Here is a 15,425-nt window from a genome sequence, read left to right on the forward strand (position 1 = left end):
TCAATGCTCGCGCGGTGTCAGGTCCTCGGAGAAGGGCGAGTCCTCCAGCGAGTCACCGGGAATGGCGTGGGCTTCGGAGGCCCAGGCGCCCAGATCGATCAGCTTGCAGCGCTCGCTGCAGAAGGGACGATTGGGGCTTTGCGGGCCCCATTCCACCGGTGCGCCGCAGGTCGGGCACTCCACTGTCGCGCTCATGGCTGGCCTCCTCGCAGGGTCAGGTAGAGATTGTGCAGGCGTTCGACCTCGGTCTTCAGCCAGGGTAGGTCCCGATCATTGATCAGCACGTCGTCGGCATGGCGCAGTCGCTCCTCGCGGCTGGACTGGGCCTTGAGGATGGCGCGTATCTGCTCCTCGGAGCTGTTGTCCCGCACCATGCTGCGTTGCAGCTGCAGGTGCTCGGGGGCATCCACCACCAGTACCCGCTGGGTCATCCGGTGCTGGCCCGACTCGACCAGCAGTGGCGACACCAGGATCGCATAGGGCGACTCGGCGCGAGCCAGTGCCTGATCGATTTCTTGGAAGATCAGCGGATGCAGCAGGCCTTCCAGCCAGCGTCGCTGCGCTTCGTCCTGAAACACCAGCTGGCGCAGCGCGGAGCGATCCAGGCCGCCATCGGGCAGCAGCACCTGGGAGCCGAAACGCTCGGCGATCCTGGTCAGTGCGGGGCGCCCGGGCTTGACCACCCAGCGCGCGGCATGGTCGGCGTCCACCAGATGCACGCCGAGATCGATGAAATACTGGGCGACGGCGCTCTTGCCGCTACCGATACCGCCCGTGAGGCCGAGAATCCAGGGTTTGATCATCTAAAACCGGCGAACTGCAGATAGGTTCCGGTTATTTGATCACCCCAGAGCAATGCGATCCAGCCGGCAATCGCCAGATAGGGGCCAAACGGAATGGGTGTGCTGGTTTCCTGATTGCGCAGACGCAGCATGATCAAGCCGAGCACGGCCCCGACCAGCGAGGACAGCAGAATGGTCAGCGGCAGGATCTGCCAGCCGCCCCAGGCGCCGAGCATGGCCAGCAGCTTGAAGTCGCCGTAGCCCATGCCTTCCTTGCCGGTCAGCAGCTTGAACAGCCAGTACACCGACCACAGGCTCAGGTAGCCGACGATGGCTCCCCACAGGGCATCTTCCAGCGTTGCGAAAAGACCGAAGTGGTTGGCGATCAGGCCTAGCCACAGCAGGGGTAGCACCAGGGCATCCGGCAGCAGCTGGTGATCGCAGTCGATCATGCTCATCGCCAGCAGCCCCCAGGTCAGCAGCAGCGCGCCGCCTGTCTGCCAGCTGAAGCCGAAGCGATAGGCCACATAGCCGGAGAGCAGTCCGCAAGCCAATTCCATCAGGGGGTAACGCTTGCTGATAGGGGCCTTGCAGCCGGAGCATCTGCCTCGTAGAGCCAGATAGCTGATGATAGGGATGTTTTCCCAAGGGCGAATCTGGTGGCCGCACTTGGGGCAGCAGGAGTTGGGCAGGACGAGATTGAAGGTGTTCTGAGGCTCTACCGGCAGCTCTAGGATTTCACGAGCCTGCTGTCGCCACTCGCGCTGCATCATCACAGGCAGGCGATAGATGACGACGTTGAGAAAGCTGCCGACCAGCAAGCCGAACAGGGCGCATACCAAAATAAAGGCCGGCAAGTTGCCGGCCATGAATGCCATTAATGACATGCTTAGACAACGTTCCCCAATTGGAAGATTGGCAGATACATTGCAATGATAAGGCCGCCAACCAATACGCCAAGAACGGCCATAATCATTGGTTCCATCAGAGCTGTAAGATTATCTACCATGTTGTCTACTTCGGCTTCATAGAAGCTGGCAACCTTGTCCAACATGTCATCCAGCGAACCTGATTCCTCTCCAATAGCCGTCATCTGAAGTGCCATTGACGGGAATGCTCCGGTGGTGCGCATGGAGAAGTTTAGTTGCATGCCTGTAGAAACATCCTGTTTGATCTTATTAACGGCGTTACGGAATACTACATTTCCAGTTGCTCCAGCTACTGAGTCCAATGCTTCAACCAGCGGTACGCCCGCCGCGAAGGTAGTGGATAAGGTTCGTGCGTATCTCGCAACGGAAGACTTGTATACGATATCACCCACAATAGGTATTTTAAGGGTCGTGCGATCAACCCAATTGCGGAAGCTCTCTGATCGCCGATGGGCTTCTTTCAGAGCAAAGGCTGAGAGAAAGAAGCCAATCAGAACGATAAACCACCAGCTTTGGAGCGTCTCGGAAAGGTTTATGACCATCTGAGTGAAGACTGGTAGCTCTGCACCGAAACTGCTAAAAACCTCTTGGAACTGGGGAACTACTTTGATTAGTAGGATAGCTGAAACGATGATTGCAACTAGAACCACAGCAATCGGATAGGTCATGGCCTTTTTAATTTTAGCCTTGAGGGCTTCTGTTTTTTCCTTGTAGGTTGCAACCCGGTCTAACAGGTTTTCTAGAGCGCCAGCTTGTTCGCCTGCATTTACTAGGTTGCAATATAGCTCATCGAAGTAGGCGGGCTTCCTCTGTAGTGAATATGCAAAGCTGTTGCCGGCTGCAACCTCCTGCTTCAGATCGTCAACTAATTTGCGCATGTTTGGATTGTCGAAGCCCTCTGCGATAATATCAAACGAGCTAAGCAAGGGGACGCCGGCTTTCATCATCGTTGCCATTTGTCGAGTGAACAGGGCGATGTCCATCGGCTTTATCTTCTTGCCTGCCCCAAAGATCGATGTGGACTTCTTGCGTACTTTGGTTGGGTTAATTCCTTGCTTGCGCAATTGTGCCTTGACCAGTGCGGGGCTTTGTCCGCCCATCTCACCTCTGATCCTGGCGCCTTTTTTGTCAGTGCCTTCCCAGCTGAATAGGCTGGTCTTAAGAGCTTTTTCCGCCATGGTGGATTAGTCCTTGGTCACGCGGTTGATTTCCTCAAGGCTTGTGATGCCTTGCATGGCCTTGAGCAGGCCGGACGTGCGTAGGTCATTGAAGCCGTCTTTGAGCATCTGTTCGGCGATTTCAATGGAGTTGCCCTCTTCCATGATAATGCGTTGTAGGGCGGGAGTGTTTTTAACCACTTCATAAATGCCAACCCTGCCTTTGTATCCGCTCTTGCAGTTCTCACAGCCGACTGGGCCATAGATCTTGAACGTGCCTATTGTCTCTTCTGGAAAGCCTTCCTTGAGCAGGGCGTCTCTCGGCACCTCTACAGGCTTCTTGCAATTTCCGCACAGTTTTCGTGCCAAGCGCTGGGCGATAATCAGGTTTACTGAGGTCGCGATATTGAATGCAGGGACGCCCATATTGCGCAGGCGTGTCAAGGTCTCGGCCGCGCTATTGGTGTGCAATGTTGACATCACCATGTGCCCGGTCTGGGCCGCCTTGATAGCGATTTCTGCGGTCTCCAGGTCGCGAATCTCTCCAACCATGATAATATCTGGGTCTTGGCGTAGGAAGGCTCGTAGGGCTTGGGAGAAATCCATTCCTTGTCGGGGGTTTACGTTGACCTGATTGATGCCTTCCAGGTTGATTTCTACCGGATCCTCTGCTGTAGAGATATTCACGTCTGGCGTATTGAGGATGTTTAAGCCGGTATAGAGCGACACAGTTTTCCCTGACCCCGTCGGCCCGGTCACTAGAATCATGCCCTGCGGTTGCTTAAGGGCGTTCAGATAAAGTTCTTTTTGACCCTCTTCATAGCCTAGGGCGTCGATGCCCATCTGCGCGCTGGTAGGGTCAAGGATACGCATCACAATCTTCTCGCCCCATAGGGTGGGAAGGGTGTTCACGCGAAAGTCAATTGCTTTGGTCTTAGATATCTGCATCTTTATTCGGCCATCCTGCGGCTTGCGTCGCTCGGAAATATCGAGGCTGGCCATGACCTTTAGGCGAGCTGCAATGCGTGGAGCCAACTGGATTGGTGGCTTGGCAACCTCATGCAGAATGCCATCGGTCCGGAAACGGACTCGATAAGCGCGCTCGTATGGCTCGAAGTGGAGATCGGAGGAGCCTCCCTTGATGGCATCTAATAGCATCTTGTTGACGAATCGAACGACGGGGGCATCATCGGCGTCCGTGGTTTCTTCGCCTTTCTTGTTGTCGGTAACTGCCTCTACGTCGGTCTTGTCTAGGTCGGCATCGTCTATGCCGTCCAGCCCACTGGTGGGGTCGTCGAAGAACTTCTCGATGGTATCGCCTAGCTTGTCATCTTCGACCAGAATCATCTCCGTGTTCAGGCCGGTGCTGAACTGAACATCAGTAACCGCCTGATGGTTGGTCGGGTCAGAGCACGCAATGAACAGCTTGTTGTTACGTCTCCATAGAGGAAGTACACGATGCTGTCTGGCCAGTTTCTCGCTGATCAAATCCTTGGGTTGGCTCTCCGAGTCCAACGCCGAAAGATCGAAGTAGGCGATCCCAAATTGATCTGAGGCTAGCTCCACCAGTGCTTTGCTTTTGACGAGTTTGTTCTGGACCAGGTAGGTGACCAATGGCAACTGATTGCGTTGAGCCTGAAGGCTGGCTTGTTGGGCGGTCTTGGTATCCAGCAGTTCTGCTAGCACCAATTGCTTGGCCAAGCCGGTCAGATTGACGATGTCGTTCATGGGGTTGGCTGCTCGTTATGTGGCGGCGTTCAGCAGGCTTATATAACGTAGTTGAAGGTGGCTGCCAAATCGGGTTCAGATGGGTGTCGTTTTTTGTCACTTGGCGCCCTATATGCGCCAGGATGCAGGTTTGACTTAGGGCTTCTCTTTGTGAAATGAGGGAGCTTAAGAGTTGGCATGAGTTCTGCTTTGCTCTGCTCAGGTCTCTAGGCCTGCCAATCTCTCTAGGAGAAAAAAATGAAAGCACAAATGCAAAAGGGTTTTACCCTGATCGAATTGATGATCGTGGTTGCGATCATCGGGATTCTGGCCGCTGTCGCCCTGCCGGCCTATCAGGACTACACTGCACGCTCCCGTGTTTCTGAAGGATTGCTGCTGGCAAGCGAGGCCAAGTCGCTGGTTGCAGATAATGCCGCTAATGTAATGCCAGCCCTTTCGGGTGGTCTGGCTACCGGTTACCCAGCTATCGGTACCGTCGGTGGTCCCGCCACTCCGTGTAACGCTCCCGGCCCATGCATTCAGGTAGTGGGCAACGCTACGCAGGGTTCGGTCAACGTGCTGCAGCTGACTATCGATTCGGCGGTTGGTGAGATTGAGATCCAGTACTCGCCTCGCGTTGCTCCGGCTGGTACCAATTTTGTTGTCCTCAAGCCTACCGCGAACAACGTTGCTCTGGCTGCAGGTACTCGTCCTACCGGTCCGGTGATCTGGACCTGCCACGCGGCTGGCCGCGTGGGTGGTATTGCCCCGACTGTCTTCACTGCAACTCTGCCGCTTAACTTGGCTCCAGCCGAGTGCCGTGGTTGATTCAGTAGCACTGCAAGTGAAACATTGTCATTGTGAAATAACGCCCGCATAAAGCGGGCGTTATTTTTTCGGTAATTCTTTTATGCCTTCTCGGTTTAAAGCCTTTCTCATTCATCTTGCTCTGTCCGCGACCATTGCGGGTTTGAGTTTGCTGCTGGTTCTTGGCGTGTGGTACCCCGCTCCGCTGCATATGGCGACCGGGGTTACTGGGATTTTCATGATTCTGCTGGCAGTCGATGTGACGCTCGGTCCTGTGCTGACCTTGATCATCTATAAGGCGGGCAAGAAGAGTTTGTTGTTTGATATGCTGGTTATTGCATGCTTACAGCTTGCAGCATTGGGCTACGGCCTTTGGAGTGTGGCTGATGGTCGCCCGGCATGGTTTGTCTTCAATGTAGATCGTTTTGATCTTGTGAGAGTCCCCGACATAGACGAGCGCAAGCTGTTGCAGGCTGACAAGATATATCGCGCTCCCCCTTGGTTCGGGCCGCGCTGGGTTGCTGCGATTTCTCCGGTGGATATCGTCGAGCGCAACGAACTAGTACTTGAGTCAACTCGCGGTGGAAGCGATTTGCCGCACCGTCCGAATTACTATCATCCATTGAGTCAGGTGCGCGATAAGATTCAGGCTCGATTGAAGCCGCTGGCAGAGTTGGAGCGTTTCAACACTTCTGAGGCTGTTCGGCAGATAAAGCTGGCGTGGCCGGAAGCTGATACTTGGCTCCCGTTGAAAGCAAATGTTCAGCCTATGGTAGTGCTGATGCGCAGCGATAATGCGAAGGTGGTTGCTGTCGTGGATTTGCGCCCTTGGAATTAGGTGTAGCGGCTGAGGCGCGTGTGGCTGCTGCGCTACACTCTCCCCTTGAGATAAAATGCATGCTGCGCCGGTGTAGCTCAGTTGGTAGAGCAGCGCATTCGTAATGCGAAGGTCACAGGTTCGACTCCTGTCTCCGGCACCATTTAAATCAAAGGGTTAGCGAATGCTAACCCTTTTGTTTTTGAGCTGGTGTCTCACAGCTGTCCCATTCTTGTCCCAGAGGCTGATATGACGAAGGTAGAGTTTTTGGAGTGCCTTGGCTTTCCAGATAAGTGGCTTGAACTCGGCCTTTATCCTGATGAGTTGTTTAGCCTTCAGCTTGCTGAGCACCGGCCGGAGTATGTCTCCTCCGCCGAGCACACCAGAAATGGCGCATTCAGCTGGTGGCTCCACAATGACCCTTCCTCTGAGCTACTAAAGCAGCTCGCATTGCTGTCGCGACTCGACCCTGACAGGCACTTGGCTGTCGACGCGCAAGCGAGGATCAGGGAGTCTCGCTCCTATACCGCTGAGGTAGAGAAGGCTCTGGCGGGTTCGAGCGTCTAGCCGACCTTTATCTGATCAAGCAGCGCGAGAGGGGAATGCGTCAGCACTGTGGCGAAGTGATCCGGCGCCAGGTGTGAGTAACGCATAGTCATCTTGATATCTCCGTGCCCCAGGATGCGTTGCAGCGTGAGGATATTCCCGCCTTTCATCATGTAGTGGCTGGCAAAGGTATGTCGCAGGATGTGGGTCAGCTGGCCGGGGGTATGCAAACCGGTACGCTCATAGGCTTTACGGAATGCCGAGCGGCAGGAGCTGAATAGCCGGCCAGAACCTGGGTAGCCTCTCTCGAGTAGCAGCTTGAGCAAGTCGTCAGGGATGGGAATTGACCGGACCCTGCCATTTTTTGTCCTAGCAAAGCGCGCTTGGCCATTCACCAGTTGATTGCGTGTGATCGACTCGGCCTCATCCCATCGAGCACCTGTCGCGAGGCACAGCTTGGCAACCGGCAGGGTGTGGCTGTTCGTCGAGGCTTCACACTGAGCCAGAACGCGGCGGCATTCATCCAAGGTGAGAAAAGTCAGCTCTGTTTCATCGACCCGAAGCTGTCGCAGGTTGGCCACGGGGTTCGCTTCATGCCAGACGCCCAGGCGGATCAGCTCATTGAACATGGCTTTCAGGTAGCGATGCTCGTGGTTCACTGTCGCTGGTGTGCAGGCCTTAAGGCGCTCAGCCCGGTATCGGCCGAAGTCCAGGGCGGAGAAGGTGGAGGCAATCGGGTTGCCCAATCCATCGACAATAGCGAGGGTGCGACCATAGCGCTTCTTATCTTTGAGCGTCGAGCCGTGCAGCTCCTGCCACATGTCTACAAGGTCCGCGAGCCGTTCCCCTGGATCACGTCCGCGACGGCCATAATCCTTGCGCAGGTCGGATACCCAGCGCTCAGCCTCGCTCTTGGTTCGAAAGCCTCTTTTGCGCTTGCGGATACCTAACGAGCGATCAAGCCAGAAATCCACCTCCCAACCACTGGCACCCTTGGTGATCATACGGCCCGACCCCACCGGACATGCCGCTCCTCCAGTAGGTCGCGGATATGGCCATAAAGGTCATGTGGAGTCATTCCTTTCGCGGCGTAGTAGTCGCGAATGACCGGCCAGCACTCCCACTCGGTGAGGCGGTTGAAGGCCTTCTTTGCGCCCACTCGCTCCCGTGCCAGCAGGCTTACAAAGTTTCCCAGGAACAGCTCCACGTTCTTGCCCGAGAATCCGCGAGCAGTCTTGTAGTGGCGTTTGTAGTCGGTCTCTTCGAGCAATGAATCAGCGGCGATATCGACGCGCACGTCATCGCGAAGCAGGGTCCAGATCGGCTCGAAATATCCCGGTCGGGCCTGTAGCCGGAACTGCCCCATACCGTAGTGCCAGAGGCCGTCCAGATGGCCGGAAAAGGCCGAGAATGAGCGGGTGTCTATTAGGGCGCCTGATTGCAGATCAATTGACCCGCTGGCGAATTGCTGGATGATCGAATGGTGATAGCGCAGCTCTACGCGCCATACGTCCTGCTCCGGGTTGTAGTTATCCGGGGCTCCTTCGTCAAAGCTATCCCGGCGACGCCAGACGCCTTCCCAGTAGTCGAGCTTGTCGGTCGCCCTGGCCTGCTCGGTTTTGTTGTAGATACACAGTTGAATGCCTCCAGCCGAACCGAACATGGAGGTCTCGCCACGTCCGTAGACGCTGGACTTGGTTGCCCACTCAATGGAGTTGATGCCCGAAATATCGCGATGCGTCTTGGCCCGGCAGTGCATACGCGCTACCAGATCAACCGGAGGCCTCCAGCCTTGCAGGTCTAGCGCCAAGTGCACCGCACATTGGTTTACTTCCAGGTTTGAAAGCACCTCTGCGGCATAGAAGTCGAGGCGGGCTTGCAGGCGCTCGGGGCTCAGGGCGTCGATTGCATGGGGCGACACTTCGATTTTCAGATGTGGGCCAATGGCGTCGATCTTGGCGTTGAAGTTCTTCACCAGCAGCACGATGCCCAGGTCGGCATTCTGGAGCTTGTACTGGTAACCAGAGTCACGGCCGACACGACCGGAGTGCCAGCGCTGGCCAGCGAAATCGACAATGGTGCCAGGGGTCTCGAACAGCACCATGATTTCCGGGCGGATCAAGCCACGATAGAGCTGCCGGACTGTATCGACGCCACAACGCAGAACCTGGACGCCGGACAGGTCGGCAACCACAGCGGACTTACTATCAAAGAACAGACGCCCCCTTGGCGACTCCAGCCCAGTACTACGATCAACCCGGATAAAGTCCTTTACCGACATTCCTTTCACCCTTTATTGAAGCTTTTTGATGTTCTCGATTTCGGTTTATCTGACGTGTTACAGGGACGTCAGCCGGAGGGCGGCGTCGCGGCGCACCTGCGCGCTCGTACCTCGCACGCACCCACGCCGCCCGCCGCCTACCACAAGAACCGCCCCTTCTCATACGGCACGACATTCACCACAGGTGTCTGCGGGGTTGCAGGCTGCGGCGGGTAGCTGCTGGATAGCTGGGGAGGAAATTGACCTGGTGGCTGTAGCGCACCGCCCTGGCCGGAATAGCGATCAGGCACCGAGGCATCGAAGTAGCCATCCGTAGAGGACTTCATGCAGAAGTCGAAATCGGTCCTGTAGCGCGTGGCCTGCTGGGTGTAGCACTGGCAGTGGGTCAGCCGGCCACGCACGGCCCTTACCGAATACGGGGCACGATCAAACGCTTTCTCGACGATGGTCGGATCCACGCTGGACATGCAGTAGAGCCGCGGATACGAGACAGGCCGCGTGAGTTCGTCATACACCGGCGCCGAACTGGGCAGATCGGGTATCCGAGGCATTCGCAGAGAGACGTAATCCTCAGCACTCAGCGGCCCCTGGGAGGCCGTAGCCGGCGGCGCACTGGACACAGGGATCGTATCGGGCGTGCCCGACTGTTCTGCCACCGGTTCGGACTCAGAAGGCGCCATCCGACGCTCATACAGCCCATACCCGAAGTAGCCAATGAACAGGACACAGGCGATCAAGACGTACATGGCCCGAGGCGGCTTGAAGCGCATGTGATGCTCGGAGCCCTGAGCCACCGACTGGTAAACGCCGAAGAATTTCTTGTCGAGTAGGATGCGGGTGGCCTGGCCGTCGCTGAAAGCATTGCGCTTCTCAACATCCATGTTCACGCGCTCGAACTCCCAGCGCTTGATGATCTTGCCCTTGTGCCCTCGCACATAGTGAATGTGAGAGTTACAGAGCTTGCGGAAGTGGGTGTCGATCAGGCCGGGATTCTGCGTGATGCAATGTAGCTCATGACCGCTGTGGCGCATGGTTTCCAAGGCGCTGGCATAAGCGGGCACGGCCGAGGATGGATTGCGAACACGAAAGAAAGTCTGTGCCTCATCGATCACGATAATCGCGTTCTGCGGCAGCTTGTACCACTCATGCGGTTTATCGAACTCGGTCCAGACGGCCTGGAGAGCATCGGCGCCCGGATTGAATCCCCGGATATTGTGGTAGTAGACCGGACGCTCTTCCTTTGCCGCCTTGGCATCCACTTCCCGAATGGTATTAAGGGTTTTACCGTTCCCTTGCAAACCCGTTCTGAGCACGAACATCAGCTGGCCACCTTGTTAGCCAGCGCAAGCGCGGTAATCGTGCCCGACACTTTATCCATACCAGCCAACAGCAGGCGGGCAATAATCGCCGCAATGATGATATTGATGGCTACGTCGATCTTGGCCAGTCCGAGTATTTGCGCCACCTCAACAGGCAGTGCACTAAACAGCCCTCTTACATAAACCTCAACCGTATCAATCAACTTGCCAATGCCGACATAAGCAACATAGGCAAATCCAAGTGATGCCAATACACGAAAGGCAAGCCCGGCAACAATGGAACCAAGAAACGAGGCAAGTAATGGAAGCAGTGCCGCTGGCATAATCAGTCTCCTTTAATTCCGCGACCAACGTGAACAGCAAAGAAAAGAGAGGCGAGCGCAACGATGATTGGCGCAAGAGTGCGAGCAAACTGGCATAGAGGTTCCCACGAAAATTGATAGGCTTTACCCATGATCGTGATGGGCTTAGGTGCGGGACATGAATTAGGGAGCCAGCGCCCTTTATTAAGAGCCTCAGTAAATAGTGAGCCTACCTGTATATTCTTCTCTTCTAATGCGAACCCTTCGCCCGAAACAGCCTTTTCAACCAAACCTTTCTCTTCAGCCCCATATCTCCACTGACAAGCGATTTCTTTATTTTTGCGCAAAATAGCGCACTGAACAGGGTCACCTTCGCACTTCAGTATCCTGTCGCAACTCTCACCGGCAACGCTGGCTTCGGGGCTGTCGTCATCCTCGTCATTATCGCCACCGGAATTACCACCCTCTCCATCATCACCGCCAGTACCACTACCGTCATCACCACCATCGCCCCCTCCGTTATTACCTCCGTTATTGCCACCGCCGTTATTGCCACCGCCGGGATTAGGATTATTTGGATCAGGGTTGTTCGGGTCCGGATTGTTGGGGGCAGGATTATTCGGATCAGGGTCATTAGGGTCTGGATTAGGCATACACGGTCCCTTGCCATCGGAGCCAGTCGGCGACCATCCCCTGGGGCAAAGAGGCGGTTTAGTTGGGTCTGTCGGATCAGGAGACTTGGGTGGAGAGCCACCGTTAGCACCGTCACCCTGATAGCACTCAGTACCTGTATATGTACCAAGCCCCCAGCACACACCAGGCGTAGGGCCATCAGGAGTCGCACCACAAGTAGAACTACCAGCAGGTGCAACACGACAACCGTCAACGCACATATATTCAATAACACCCATGCCCTGGAGCGGATCATCACGCAAAAGGCTCCAAGCAACAGGTTTTCCCGCTTTATCACTGCAATCCTTAGGCGGGTCAGGTGGGAAGTCGCACTTGCCTGTAGATGCCTCATAAACTTTTGGAGGCGTACAGCCATCACCGTACCTGTTTACGTTCGCAACGTATGCGACGGCGCCTTGGGGCGTCTTCATCTGACATGCAATAGACTTCGAATCTACCTTAAAAACATTAAGCGTAGCTGTAGGAGTAGCTTTCTTAATATAATCCTCAAAGTCAGCACACGCCTGGGTATATGACGTATAACGCTGCTGATTATGACTCTGAATCCAGTAGTAATCCTCAGCAAGCGCAAGCCTTGGATTAAGCACAGTCAAAAGCAATAACAAAAGCGCTAAATTACGCATCAGATACGCCCAAAAAACAAAGCCCAAAAGGCCGCCAGAATGATCACTGTCGTTAGCATGTTGGCGTCCATATTTATTCACCCCTAAAAAGAAAGCCCGATAACGAGTTACCGGGCCTTCGAGTGCCACCGAATTACAGCGCCTTGCGCATGAACTTGAAGGCGGCGATGGCGATGATTACCGCCAGCACGATGCCGGCGAGTTCAACACCATCGACTTTTGCCGTGCTGAGCGCAGTGGTAATGTCAGTGCCCAGTGCAGCGTGAACCTGCTGTACGGACAGCAGACCGACAGCGGCGGTAGCGCCGAGCGAGCGGCGGAGAACTTGCAATTTTTGCATGGGAGAGACCCCTTTCAGAGATGAAGTGCCTTTTTCAGCACAAGTGCGCCGAAGACAATTGCGAACAAAACCAGAGCGTGCTCTCGCAGTTCCGCATGTTCCTCGGCAGTTAGCCCAGGCGGGCTTATCTCATCGCGTGAAACGGTAGAAAGAGTGCCGACGCAAACCGGAGTCTGACCCGCGCTTTCCCATACCCCGTTGCACACGATGAAATTCATGGAATTCAGTCCCGTTGAAGATCAGCGGTTACTTGGTGTCGGGCTTTTGCGGGGCGGCCTGGGAGGCAGCCGGAGCCGTCGAGGCGGCGGGGCGAGCCTTCACCGGCTCAATATGCAGGGCGAGATTCTTGCCCTTGTTCTGGCCGCCTCGGGCGACCTCGAAAGTGATGCGGACAGTCTCCAGCGGGGCGAAGCCGGAGCCCGCGAAGAACACTTCATCGGCGACTTCATCAGCGGCGGCCATGCCCACAATGGACAGGCCGTGTTCGGTCTTGCCGTCCGGCTCGTCGCCGTAGAAGACCTTCACGTATTTGGCGCCCTCTACTTCGGTCTTTTGGGTGCCCAGGAATGCAACTTCCATAATCGAACGTGCCATCGGTATTTCCTCTTTTGGGTGCGCGTTGTTGCGCGGTTTTGCCGTTCTGCAGGCCGAGCGATCCCGTGCAGGTGAACTCACTCGTTCGGCCTGCCGGCTATCTCGGTCTACGGGTTAAAACTCGGTCTTGCGGGTATCCGTCAGCGGGTCAACACCAAGGGCTTTGCCCTTGTCATCCCACCCTTGCCGCCGGGGGCTCGGGAGCGCGGGACGGTGGATCTGTCCCGCCCTCCCCAGCGGAGGCTGTTTGCGGTCGAGGTGGGTCAAGGGTGCGCTTCGCCCGTGCTTCCGTTTGTCCGAACGGTGCAGCGTGTTCGGACAAGCCGGGAGCGCGGCCCCTGACCTGGGAGGCTTCTTCGCGGGCGGTTTCGCGGGCGATGAAAAGAGCCAGTACGACGACCAGAGACATAAAAATAATGTGGGGAAACCAGAACAGCAGATCGGCGCTGGTCATGGCTTGGCCTCCCGGCGCTCGGCTTCGGCCTGGACTTCGAACTGGATGCTCAGACGGGCGATGCCCGAACAGGCATTGCAGCCGCAGAATTCGCCCTCGCACTTCGGGCAGCACTGCTGGCCTTGATGCTTGGCGTCGCTGTAGGCTTCGGCGTGGCCGCAGTCTTGGCACAGCACGTAGGCATCGGTCACTTCGGCAAGCTGGCTCATTGGCTTAGCTCTCTAGTTCGAACGGCTCTCGAATGGGCACGAAAGGCGTTGGCTTGCCCGAGTCGTGAATAACGTTCCAGTACTTCGGGGGACGGCGCGGTGGCTTGTGTTTCGCGCAAGTGAAAGCCGGCTTCGCTCGCCAGATTCCATCGACCTTGAACACTAACGCGGGGCGGCACTGGTCGCAGGGTGTGGACTGGCAGGGAGCGGGGGCCACCGGTACGCGACGGGACCAGCAGACAGAGCAGTCGCAGGTCTCGGGATGGGGCAGGCGCAGGTACTTGTTCAGGCTCATTGGCTAGCACCTGCGCCTGGAGCTTTGCAGGACTCAGACAATTACTCATCGGAGTAACCCTCTTTACGCATCCCGGCCTTACAAGCGGATTCAATAAACGATGACAACTCCCCCAGCTCACCAACGAGAGAATGTCGCCTGTCATGCGTGGCAGCCAAATCGCCGCAATCGATGCATGCCATACGATAGGAATGAAGAGCATCACGGGCAGCCTCCAATTTCTTAGCAGCTACCAAGCCGAGCTTGTCGCGCCTGTGCGTTAAAGTGGAGCGATGCATTAGAGCAACCCCGCTTTGCGCTCAGCGCGAATGTCGTAAATTGCCTCACACACTAACCAGCCTTCGGCCTCCAAGTAGCGGCGAGCGACCTCCTTAGAAACGCCCGCGGCCTTAGCGACAGCATCAATTTTGACGTCAATGTGGGAAGCTTTCTGATGATTAGTCATCGGCGTAATCCCCCTGGGCAAAGATCGTTTTGCCCTTGGCAAGGTCGTTGCGGATGGCGGCGAGGTTCACGAGGCGTGGACGGCCCATCTTGACGCTGGGGACCGTGCCGGTTTGCATCCAGCCCTTCACTGTGTCATGCGAGACACCCACCATCGCGGCGAAAATCTCTCCGCTCACAAACAGCGCGTTACGGCAGTCGAGGTACACCACCCGCTTGCCATCCAAGTCGAAGCTCACATCGAAGGGCGGTTGCTCCAGATGCTGCGTGCTCATTCCCTATCCCTGCCCCTGAAATCTTCATAAACTGTCAATAAAGGGTGTTTCCGAATCGGAAACTCAGCCGAGGAATATTTCCTCATGTGAGGAATAATACATGAGGAAATATACATCTTGAGGAAATCTTCATCATTTTTAAGATGAATTAGGAATATGGAAGACAGGCTTAGAGAGGTTGTTAGGCATATAGGCGCGAGCGCCGTAGCCAAGAGGACGGGCACAGAACGTCAGCGGTGGCAGACGGTTGCTACTGACACAAGGACAAAGGCCAGGGTTGAAGACCTGTCTAAGCTCTTAGCCGCATTCCCTGAATACGAGCTTTACATCATTCGCGGCGAGGTAGATTTAGCGAGGGGCCAGATCAGCCCAGCCTACGCCGAAGCCGACCTAAAATTGGCAGAACAAGAAGCGGGCAGCAGGTAACCGCTGAAGCGGCCCGGCGATGGTTCAGTCGCACACGGACGAGAAAGTAGACAGGCAGGGAAGCGGACAGATGAAGAAGTTAATCGCCATCGCAGCTCTACTCGCAGCAACAGCTGCAAACGCTGACGTTGTAGACGACGCCATCAAAGGCACCGCCGACCACGTTGTCGCACCAGTAGCGAACGAGATCAGCAAACGCATGATGCGAGCCCTGGCTCAGGGAAAAGGCCCGATGGCAGAGGCAGCCAGAGCAAACCTCAAACAGCAGGACCTGGCAGAGAAAGAAGCCAATCGTGGCGTCCGTCGTAGCGTGAAGGAATGCATGAAGCCCGGAAATGTCATCGACGACGACGTGCAGGAGTGCGTCAGGGGCTACAGAGAGAAGACTTGGTAGAGATGGCCGGCAACAGCACGCCGTAGAGGAT

General features: G+C 56.0%; 20 protein-coding genes and 1 tRNA gene. 5 read left to right on the forward strand and 16 right to left on the reverse strand.

Translation table 11 applies throughout. From position 1 onward, the window contains the following. The 5 genes from yacG to pilB are packed head-to-tail and all read right to left on the reverse strand — an operon-like array spanning position 1 to position 4,596. Positions 1–195: a DNA gyrase inhibitor YacG gene (gene yacG, locus N7640_RS22195; protein WP_279905789.1), complete on the reverse strand. Its 195-nt coding sequence runs from the start codon at positions 193–195 to the stop codon at positions 1–3. Beyond that, entirely contained in the window at positions 192–803 is a 612-nt protein-coding gene (gene coaE, locus N7640_RS22200; RefSeq protein ID WP_279905788.1) for a dephospho-CoA kinase, read from the reverse strand. The genes yacG and coaE overlap by 4 nt, the downstream gene beginning before the upstream one ends. After that, positions 800–1,669 (reverse strand): A24 family peptidase, encoded by an 870-nt coding sequence (locus tag N7640_RS22205; RefSeq protein ID WP_279905787.1) that lies wholly within the window; start codon positions 1,667–1,669, stop codon positions 800–802. Before N7640_RS22205 ends, coaE begins: the two co-directional genes overlap by 4 nt. 2 nt (positions 1,670–1,671) lie before the next feature. After that, entirely contained in the window at positions 1,672–2,889 is a 1,218-nt protein-coding gene (locus tag N7640_RS22210) for a type II secretion system F family protein (RefSeq protein WP_279905786.1), read from the reverse strand. 6 nt (positions 2,890–2,895) lie between these two features. Further along, the gene (gene pilB, locus N7640_RS22215) at positions 2,896–4,596 is read right to left on the reverse strand and encodes a type IV-A pilus assembly ATPase PilB (RefSeq protein WP_279905785.1); all 1,701 of its coding nucleotides are present in this window, start codon (positions 4,594–4,596) and stop codon (positions 2,896–2,898) included. Between the two features lie 237 nt (positions 4,597–4,833). Here pilB and N7640_RS22220 point away from each other — a divergent pair, with 237 nt between their 5' ends. From N7640_RS22220 to N7640_RS22235, 4 genes are all read left to right on the forward strand, one after another. Then, positions 4,834–5,403: a pilin gene (locus N7640_RS22220; protein WP_279905784.1), complete on the forward strand. Its 570-nt coding sequence runs from the start codon at positions 4,834–4,836 to the stop codon at positions 5,401–5,403. An 82-nt stretch (positions 5,404–5,485) separates the two neighbouring features. Then, positions 5,486–6,220 carry a TfpX/TfpZ family type IV pilin accessory protein gene (gene tfpZ / locus N7640_RS22225; protein ID WP_279905783.1) on the forward strand — a complete coding sequence of 245 codons (735 nt, stop codon included), beginning with the start codon at positions 5,486–5,488 and terminating at the stop codon, positions 6,218–6,220. Between the two features lie 66 nt (positions 6,221–6,286). Next, positions 6,287–6,362, forward strand: a tRNA-Thr gene (locus N7640_RS22230). Between the two features lie 86 nt (positions 6,363–6,448). After that, positions 6,449–6,766: a hypothetical protein gene (locus tag N7640_RS22235; protein WP_279905782.1), complete on the forward strand. Its 318-nt coding sequence runs from the start codon at positions 6,449–6,451 to the stop codon at positions 6,764–6,766. Here N7640_RS22235 and N7640_RS22240 read toward each other — a convergent pair. The 11 genes from N7640_RS22240 to N7640_RS22290 all read right to left on the reverse strand — a co-directional run bounded on the left by N7640_RS22240 (position 6,763) and on the right by N7640_RS22290 (position 14,574). Continuing rightward, positions 6,763–7,749, reverse strand: a complete 987-nt coding sequence (locus tag N7640_RS22240) for a tyrosine-type recombinase/integrase (protein ID WP_279905780.1) — start codon at positions 7,747–7,749, stop codon at positions 6,763–6,765. The two genes, N7640_RS22235 and N7640_RS22240, sit on opposite strands and share 4 nt — an antisense overlap. Beyond that, positions 7,746–9,026, reverse strand: coding sequence for a hypothetical protein (locus tag N7640_RS22245; RefSeq protein WP_279905779.1), 1,281 nt, complete (start codon positions 9,024–9,026; stop codon positions 7,746–7,748). The genes N7640_RS22240 and N7640_RS22245 overlap by 4 nt, the downstream gene beginning before the upstream one ends. A 137-nt stretch (positions 9,027–9,163) precedes the next feature. Then, positions 9,164–10,345, reverse strand: coding sequence for a zonular occludens toxin domain-containing protein (locus N7640_RS22250; protein ID WP_279905778.1), 1,182 nt, complete (start codon positions 10,343–10,345; stop codon positions 9,164–9,166). Then, on the reverse strand, positions 10,345–10,668 hold the full coding sequence (locus tag N7640_RS22255; protein WP_279905777.1) for a DUF2523 family protein: 324 nt from the start codon (positions 10,666–10,668) through the stop codon (positions 10,345–10,347). The genes N7640_RS22250 and N7640_RS22255 overlap by 1 nt, the downstream gene beginning before the upstream one ends. Positions 10,669–10,670: 2 nt before the next feature. Next, a complete protein-coding gene (locus tag N7640_RS22260; protein WP_279905775.1) occupies positions 10,671–12,092 on the reverse strand; it encodes a virulence factor TspB C-terminal domain-related protein in 1,422 nt (473 codons plus the stop codon). A 4-nt stretch (positions 12,093–12,096) separates the two neighbouring features. Further along, positions 12,097–12,303, reverse strand: a complete 207-nt coding sequence (locus tag N7640_RS22265) for a major capsid protein (RefSeq protein WP_279905774.1) — start codon at positions 12,301–12,303, stop codon at positions 12,097–12,099. Positions 12,304–12,317: 14 nt separating this feature from the next. Further along, entirely contained in the window at positions 12,318–12,521 is a 204-nt protein-coding gene (locus N7640_RS22270) for a hypothetical protein (protein WP_279905773.1), read from the reverse strand. Positions 12,522–12,549: 28 nt separating this feature from the next. After that, on the reverse strand, positions 12,550–12,897 hold the full coding sequence (locus tag N7640_RS22275) for a hypothetical protein (RefSeq protein ID WP_279905772.1): 348 nt from the start codon (positions 12,895–12,897) through the stop codon (positions 12,550–12,552). Between the two features lie 450 nt (positions 12,898–13,347). Continuing rightward, on the reverse strand, positions 13,348–13,560 hold the full coding sequence (locus tag N7640_RS22280; RefSeq protein WP_279905771.1) for a hypothetical protein: 213 nt from the start codon (positions 13,558–13,560) through the stop codon (positions 13,348–13,350). A 4-nt stretch (positions 13,561–13,564) separates the two neighbouring features. Further along, positions 13,565–13,855, reverse strand: coding sequence for a DUF5447 family protein (locus N7640_RS22285; protein WP_279905770.1), 291 nt, complete (start codon positions 13,853–13,855; stop codon positions 13,565–13,567). Positions 13,856–14,292: 437 nt separating this feature from the next. Beyond that, positions 14,293–14,574, reverse strand: coding sequence for a DNA-binding protein (locus N7640_RS22290; protein WP_279905768.1), 282 nt, complete (start codon positions 14,572–14,574; stop codon positions 14,293–14,295). Positions 14,575–15,070: 496 nt separating this feature from the next. Between N7640_RS22290 and N7640_RS22295 the strand changes: the two genes are divergently transcribed. Beyond that, positions 15,071–15,394 (forward strand): hypothetical protein, encoded by a 324-nt coding sequence (locus tag N7640_RS22295; RefSeq protein WP_279905767.1) that lies wholly within the window; start codon positions 15,071–15,073, stop codon positions 15,392–15,394. The last annotated feature ends 31 nt before the right edge of the window (positions 15,395–15,425 follow it).

Source organism: Pseudomonas sp. GD04015 (genome assembly GCF_029837675.1).
GTDB classification, from domain to species: Bacteria; Pseudomonadota; Gammaproteobacteria; order Pseudomonadales; family Pseudomonadaceae; genus Aquipseudomonas; species Aquipseudomonas paralcaligenes.

Bases quoted from the DNA above. Each gene is read 5' to 3' on its own strand.
- yacG (WP_279905789.1), bottom strand. From the start codon at position 195: ATGAGCGCGACAGTGGAGTGCCCGACCTGCGGCGCACCGGTGGAATGG.
- coaE (WP_279905788.1), bottom strand. From the start codon at position 803: ATGATCAAACCCTGGATTCTCGGCCTCACGGGCGGTATCGGTAGCGGC.
- N7640_RS22205 (WP_279905787.1), bottom strand. From the start codon at position 1,669: ATGTCATTAATGGCATTCATGGCCGGCAACTTGCCGGCCTTTATTTTG.
- N7640_RS22210 (WP_279905786.1), bottom strand. From the start codon at position 2,889: ATGGCGGAAAAAGCTCTTAAGACCAGCCTATTCAGCTGGGAAGGCACT.
- pilB (WP_279905785.1), bottom strand. From the start codon at position 4,596: ATGAACGACATCGTCAATCTGACCGGCTTGGCCAAGCAATTGGTGCTA.
- N7640_RS22220 (WP_279905784.1), top strand. From the start codon at position 4,834: ATGAAAGCACAAATGCAAAAGGGTTTTACCCTGATCGAATTGATGATC.
- tfpZ (WP_279905783.1), top strand. From the start codon at position 5,486: ATGCCTTCTCGGTTTAAAGCCTTTCTCATTCATCTTGCTCTGTCCGCG.
- N7640_RS22235 (WP_279905782.1), top strand. From the start codon at position 6,449: ATGACGAAGGTAGAGTTTTTGGAGTGCCTTGGCTTTCCAGATAAGTGG.
- N7640_RS22240 (WP_279905780.1), bottom strand. From the start codon at position 7,749: ATGATCACCAAGGGTGCCAGTGGTTGGGAGGTGGATTTCTGGCTTGAT.
- N7640_RS22245 (WP_279905779.1), bottom strand. From the start codon at position 9,026: ATGTCGGTAAAGGACTTTATCCGGGTTGATCGTAGTACTGGGCTGGAG.
- N7640_RS22250 (WP_279905778.1), bottom strand. From the start codon at position 10,345: ATGTTCGTGCTCAGAACGGGTTTGCAAGGGAACGGTAAAACCCTTAAT.
- N7640_RS22255 (WP_279905777.1), bottom strand. From the start codon at position 10,668: ATGCCAGCGGCACTGCTTCCATTACTTGCCTCGTTTCTTGGTTCCATT.
- N7640_RS22265 (WP_279905774.1), bottom strand. From the start codon at position 12,303: ATGCAAAAATTGCAAGTTCTCCGCCGCTCGCTCGGCGCTACCGCCGCT.
- N7640_RS22270 (WP_279905773.1), bottom strand. From the start codon at position 12,521: ATGAATTTCATCGTGTGCAACGGGGTATGGGAAAGCGCGGGTCAGACT.
- N7640_RS22275 (WP_279905772.1), bottom strand. From the start codon at position 12,897: ATGGCACGTTCGATTATGGAAGTTGCATTCCTGGGCACCCAAAAGACC.
- N7640_RS22280 (WP_279905771.1), bottom strand. From the start codon at position 13,560: ATGAGCCAGCTTGCCGAAGTGACCGATGCCTACGTGCTGTGCCAAGAC.
- N7640_RS22285 (WP_279905770.1), bottom strand. From the start codon at position 13,855: ATGAGCCTGAACAAGTACCTGCGCCTGCCCCATCCCGAGACCTGCGAC.
- N7640_RS22290 (WP_279905768.1), bottom strand. From the start codon at position 14,574: ATGAGCACGCAGCATCTGGAGCAACCGCCCTTCGATGTGAGCTTCGAC.
- N7640_RS22295 (WP_279905767.1), top strand. From the start codon at position 15,071: ATGAAGAAGTTAATCGCCATCGCAGCTCTACTCGCAGCAACAGCTGCA.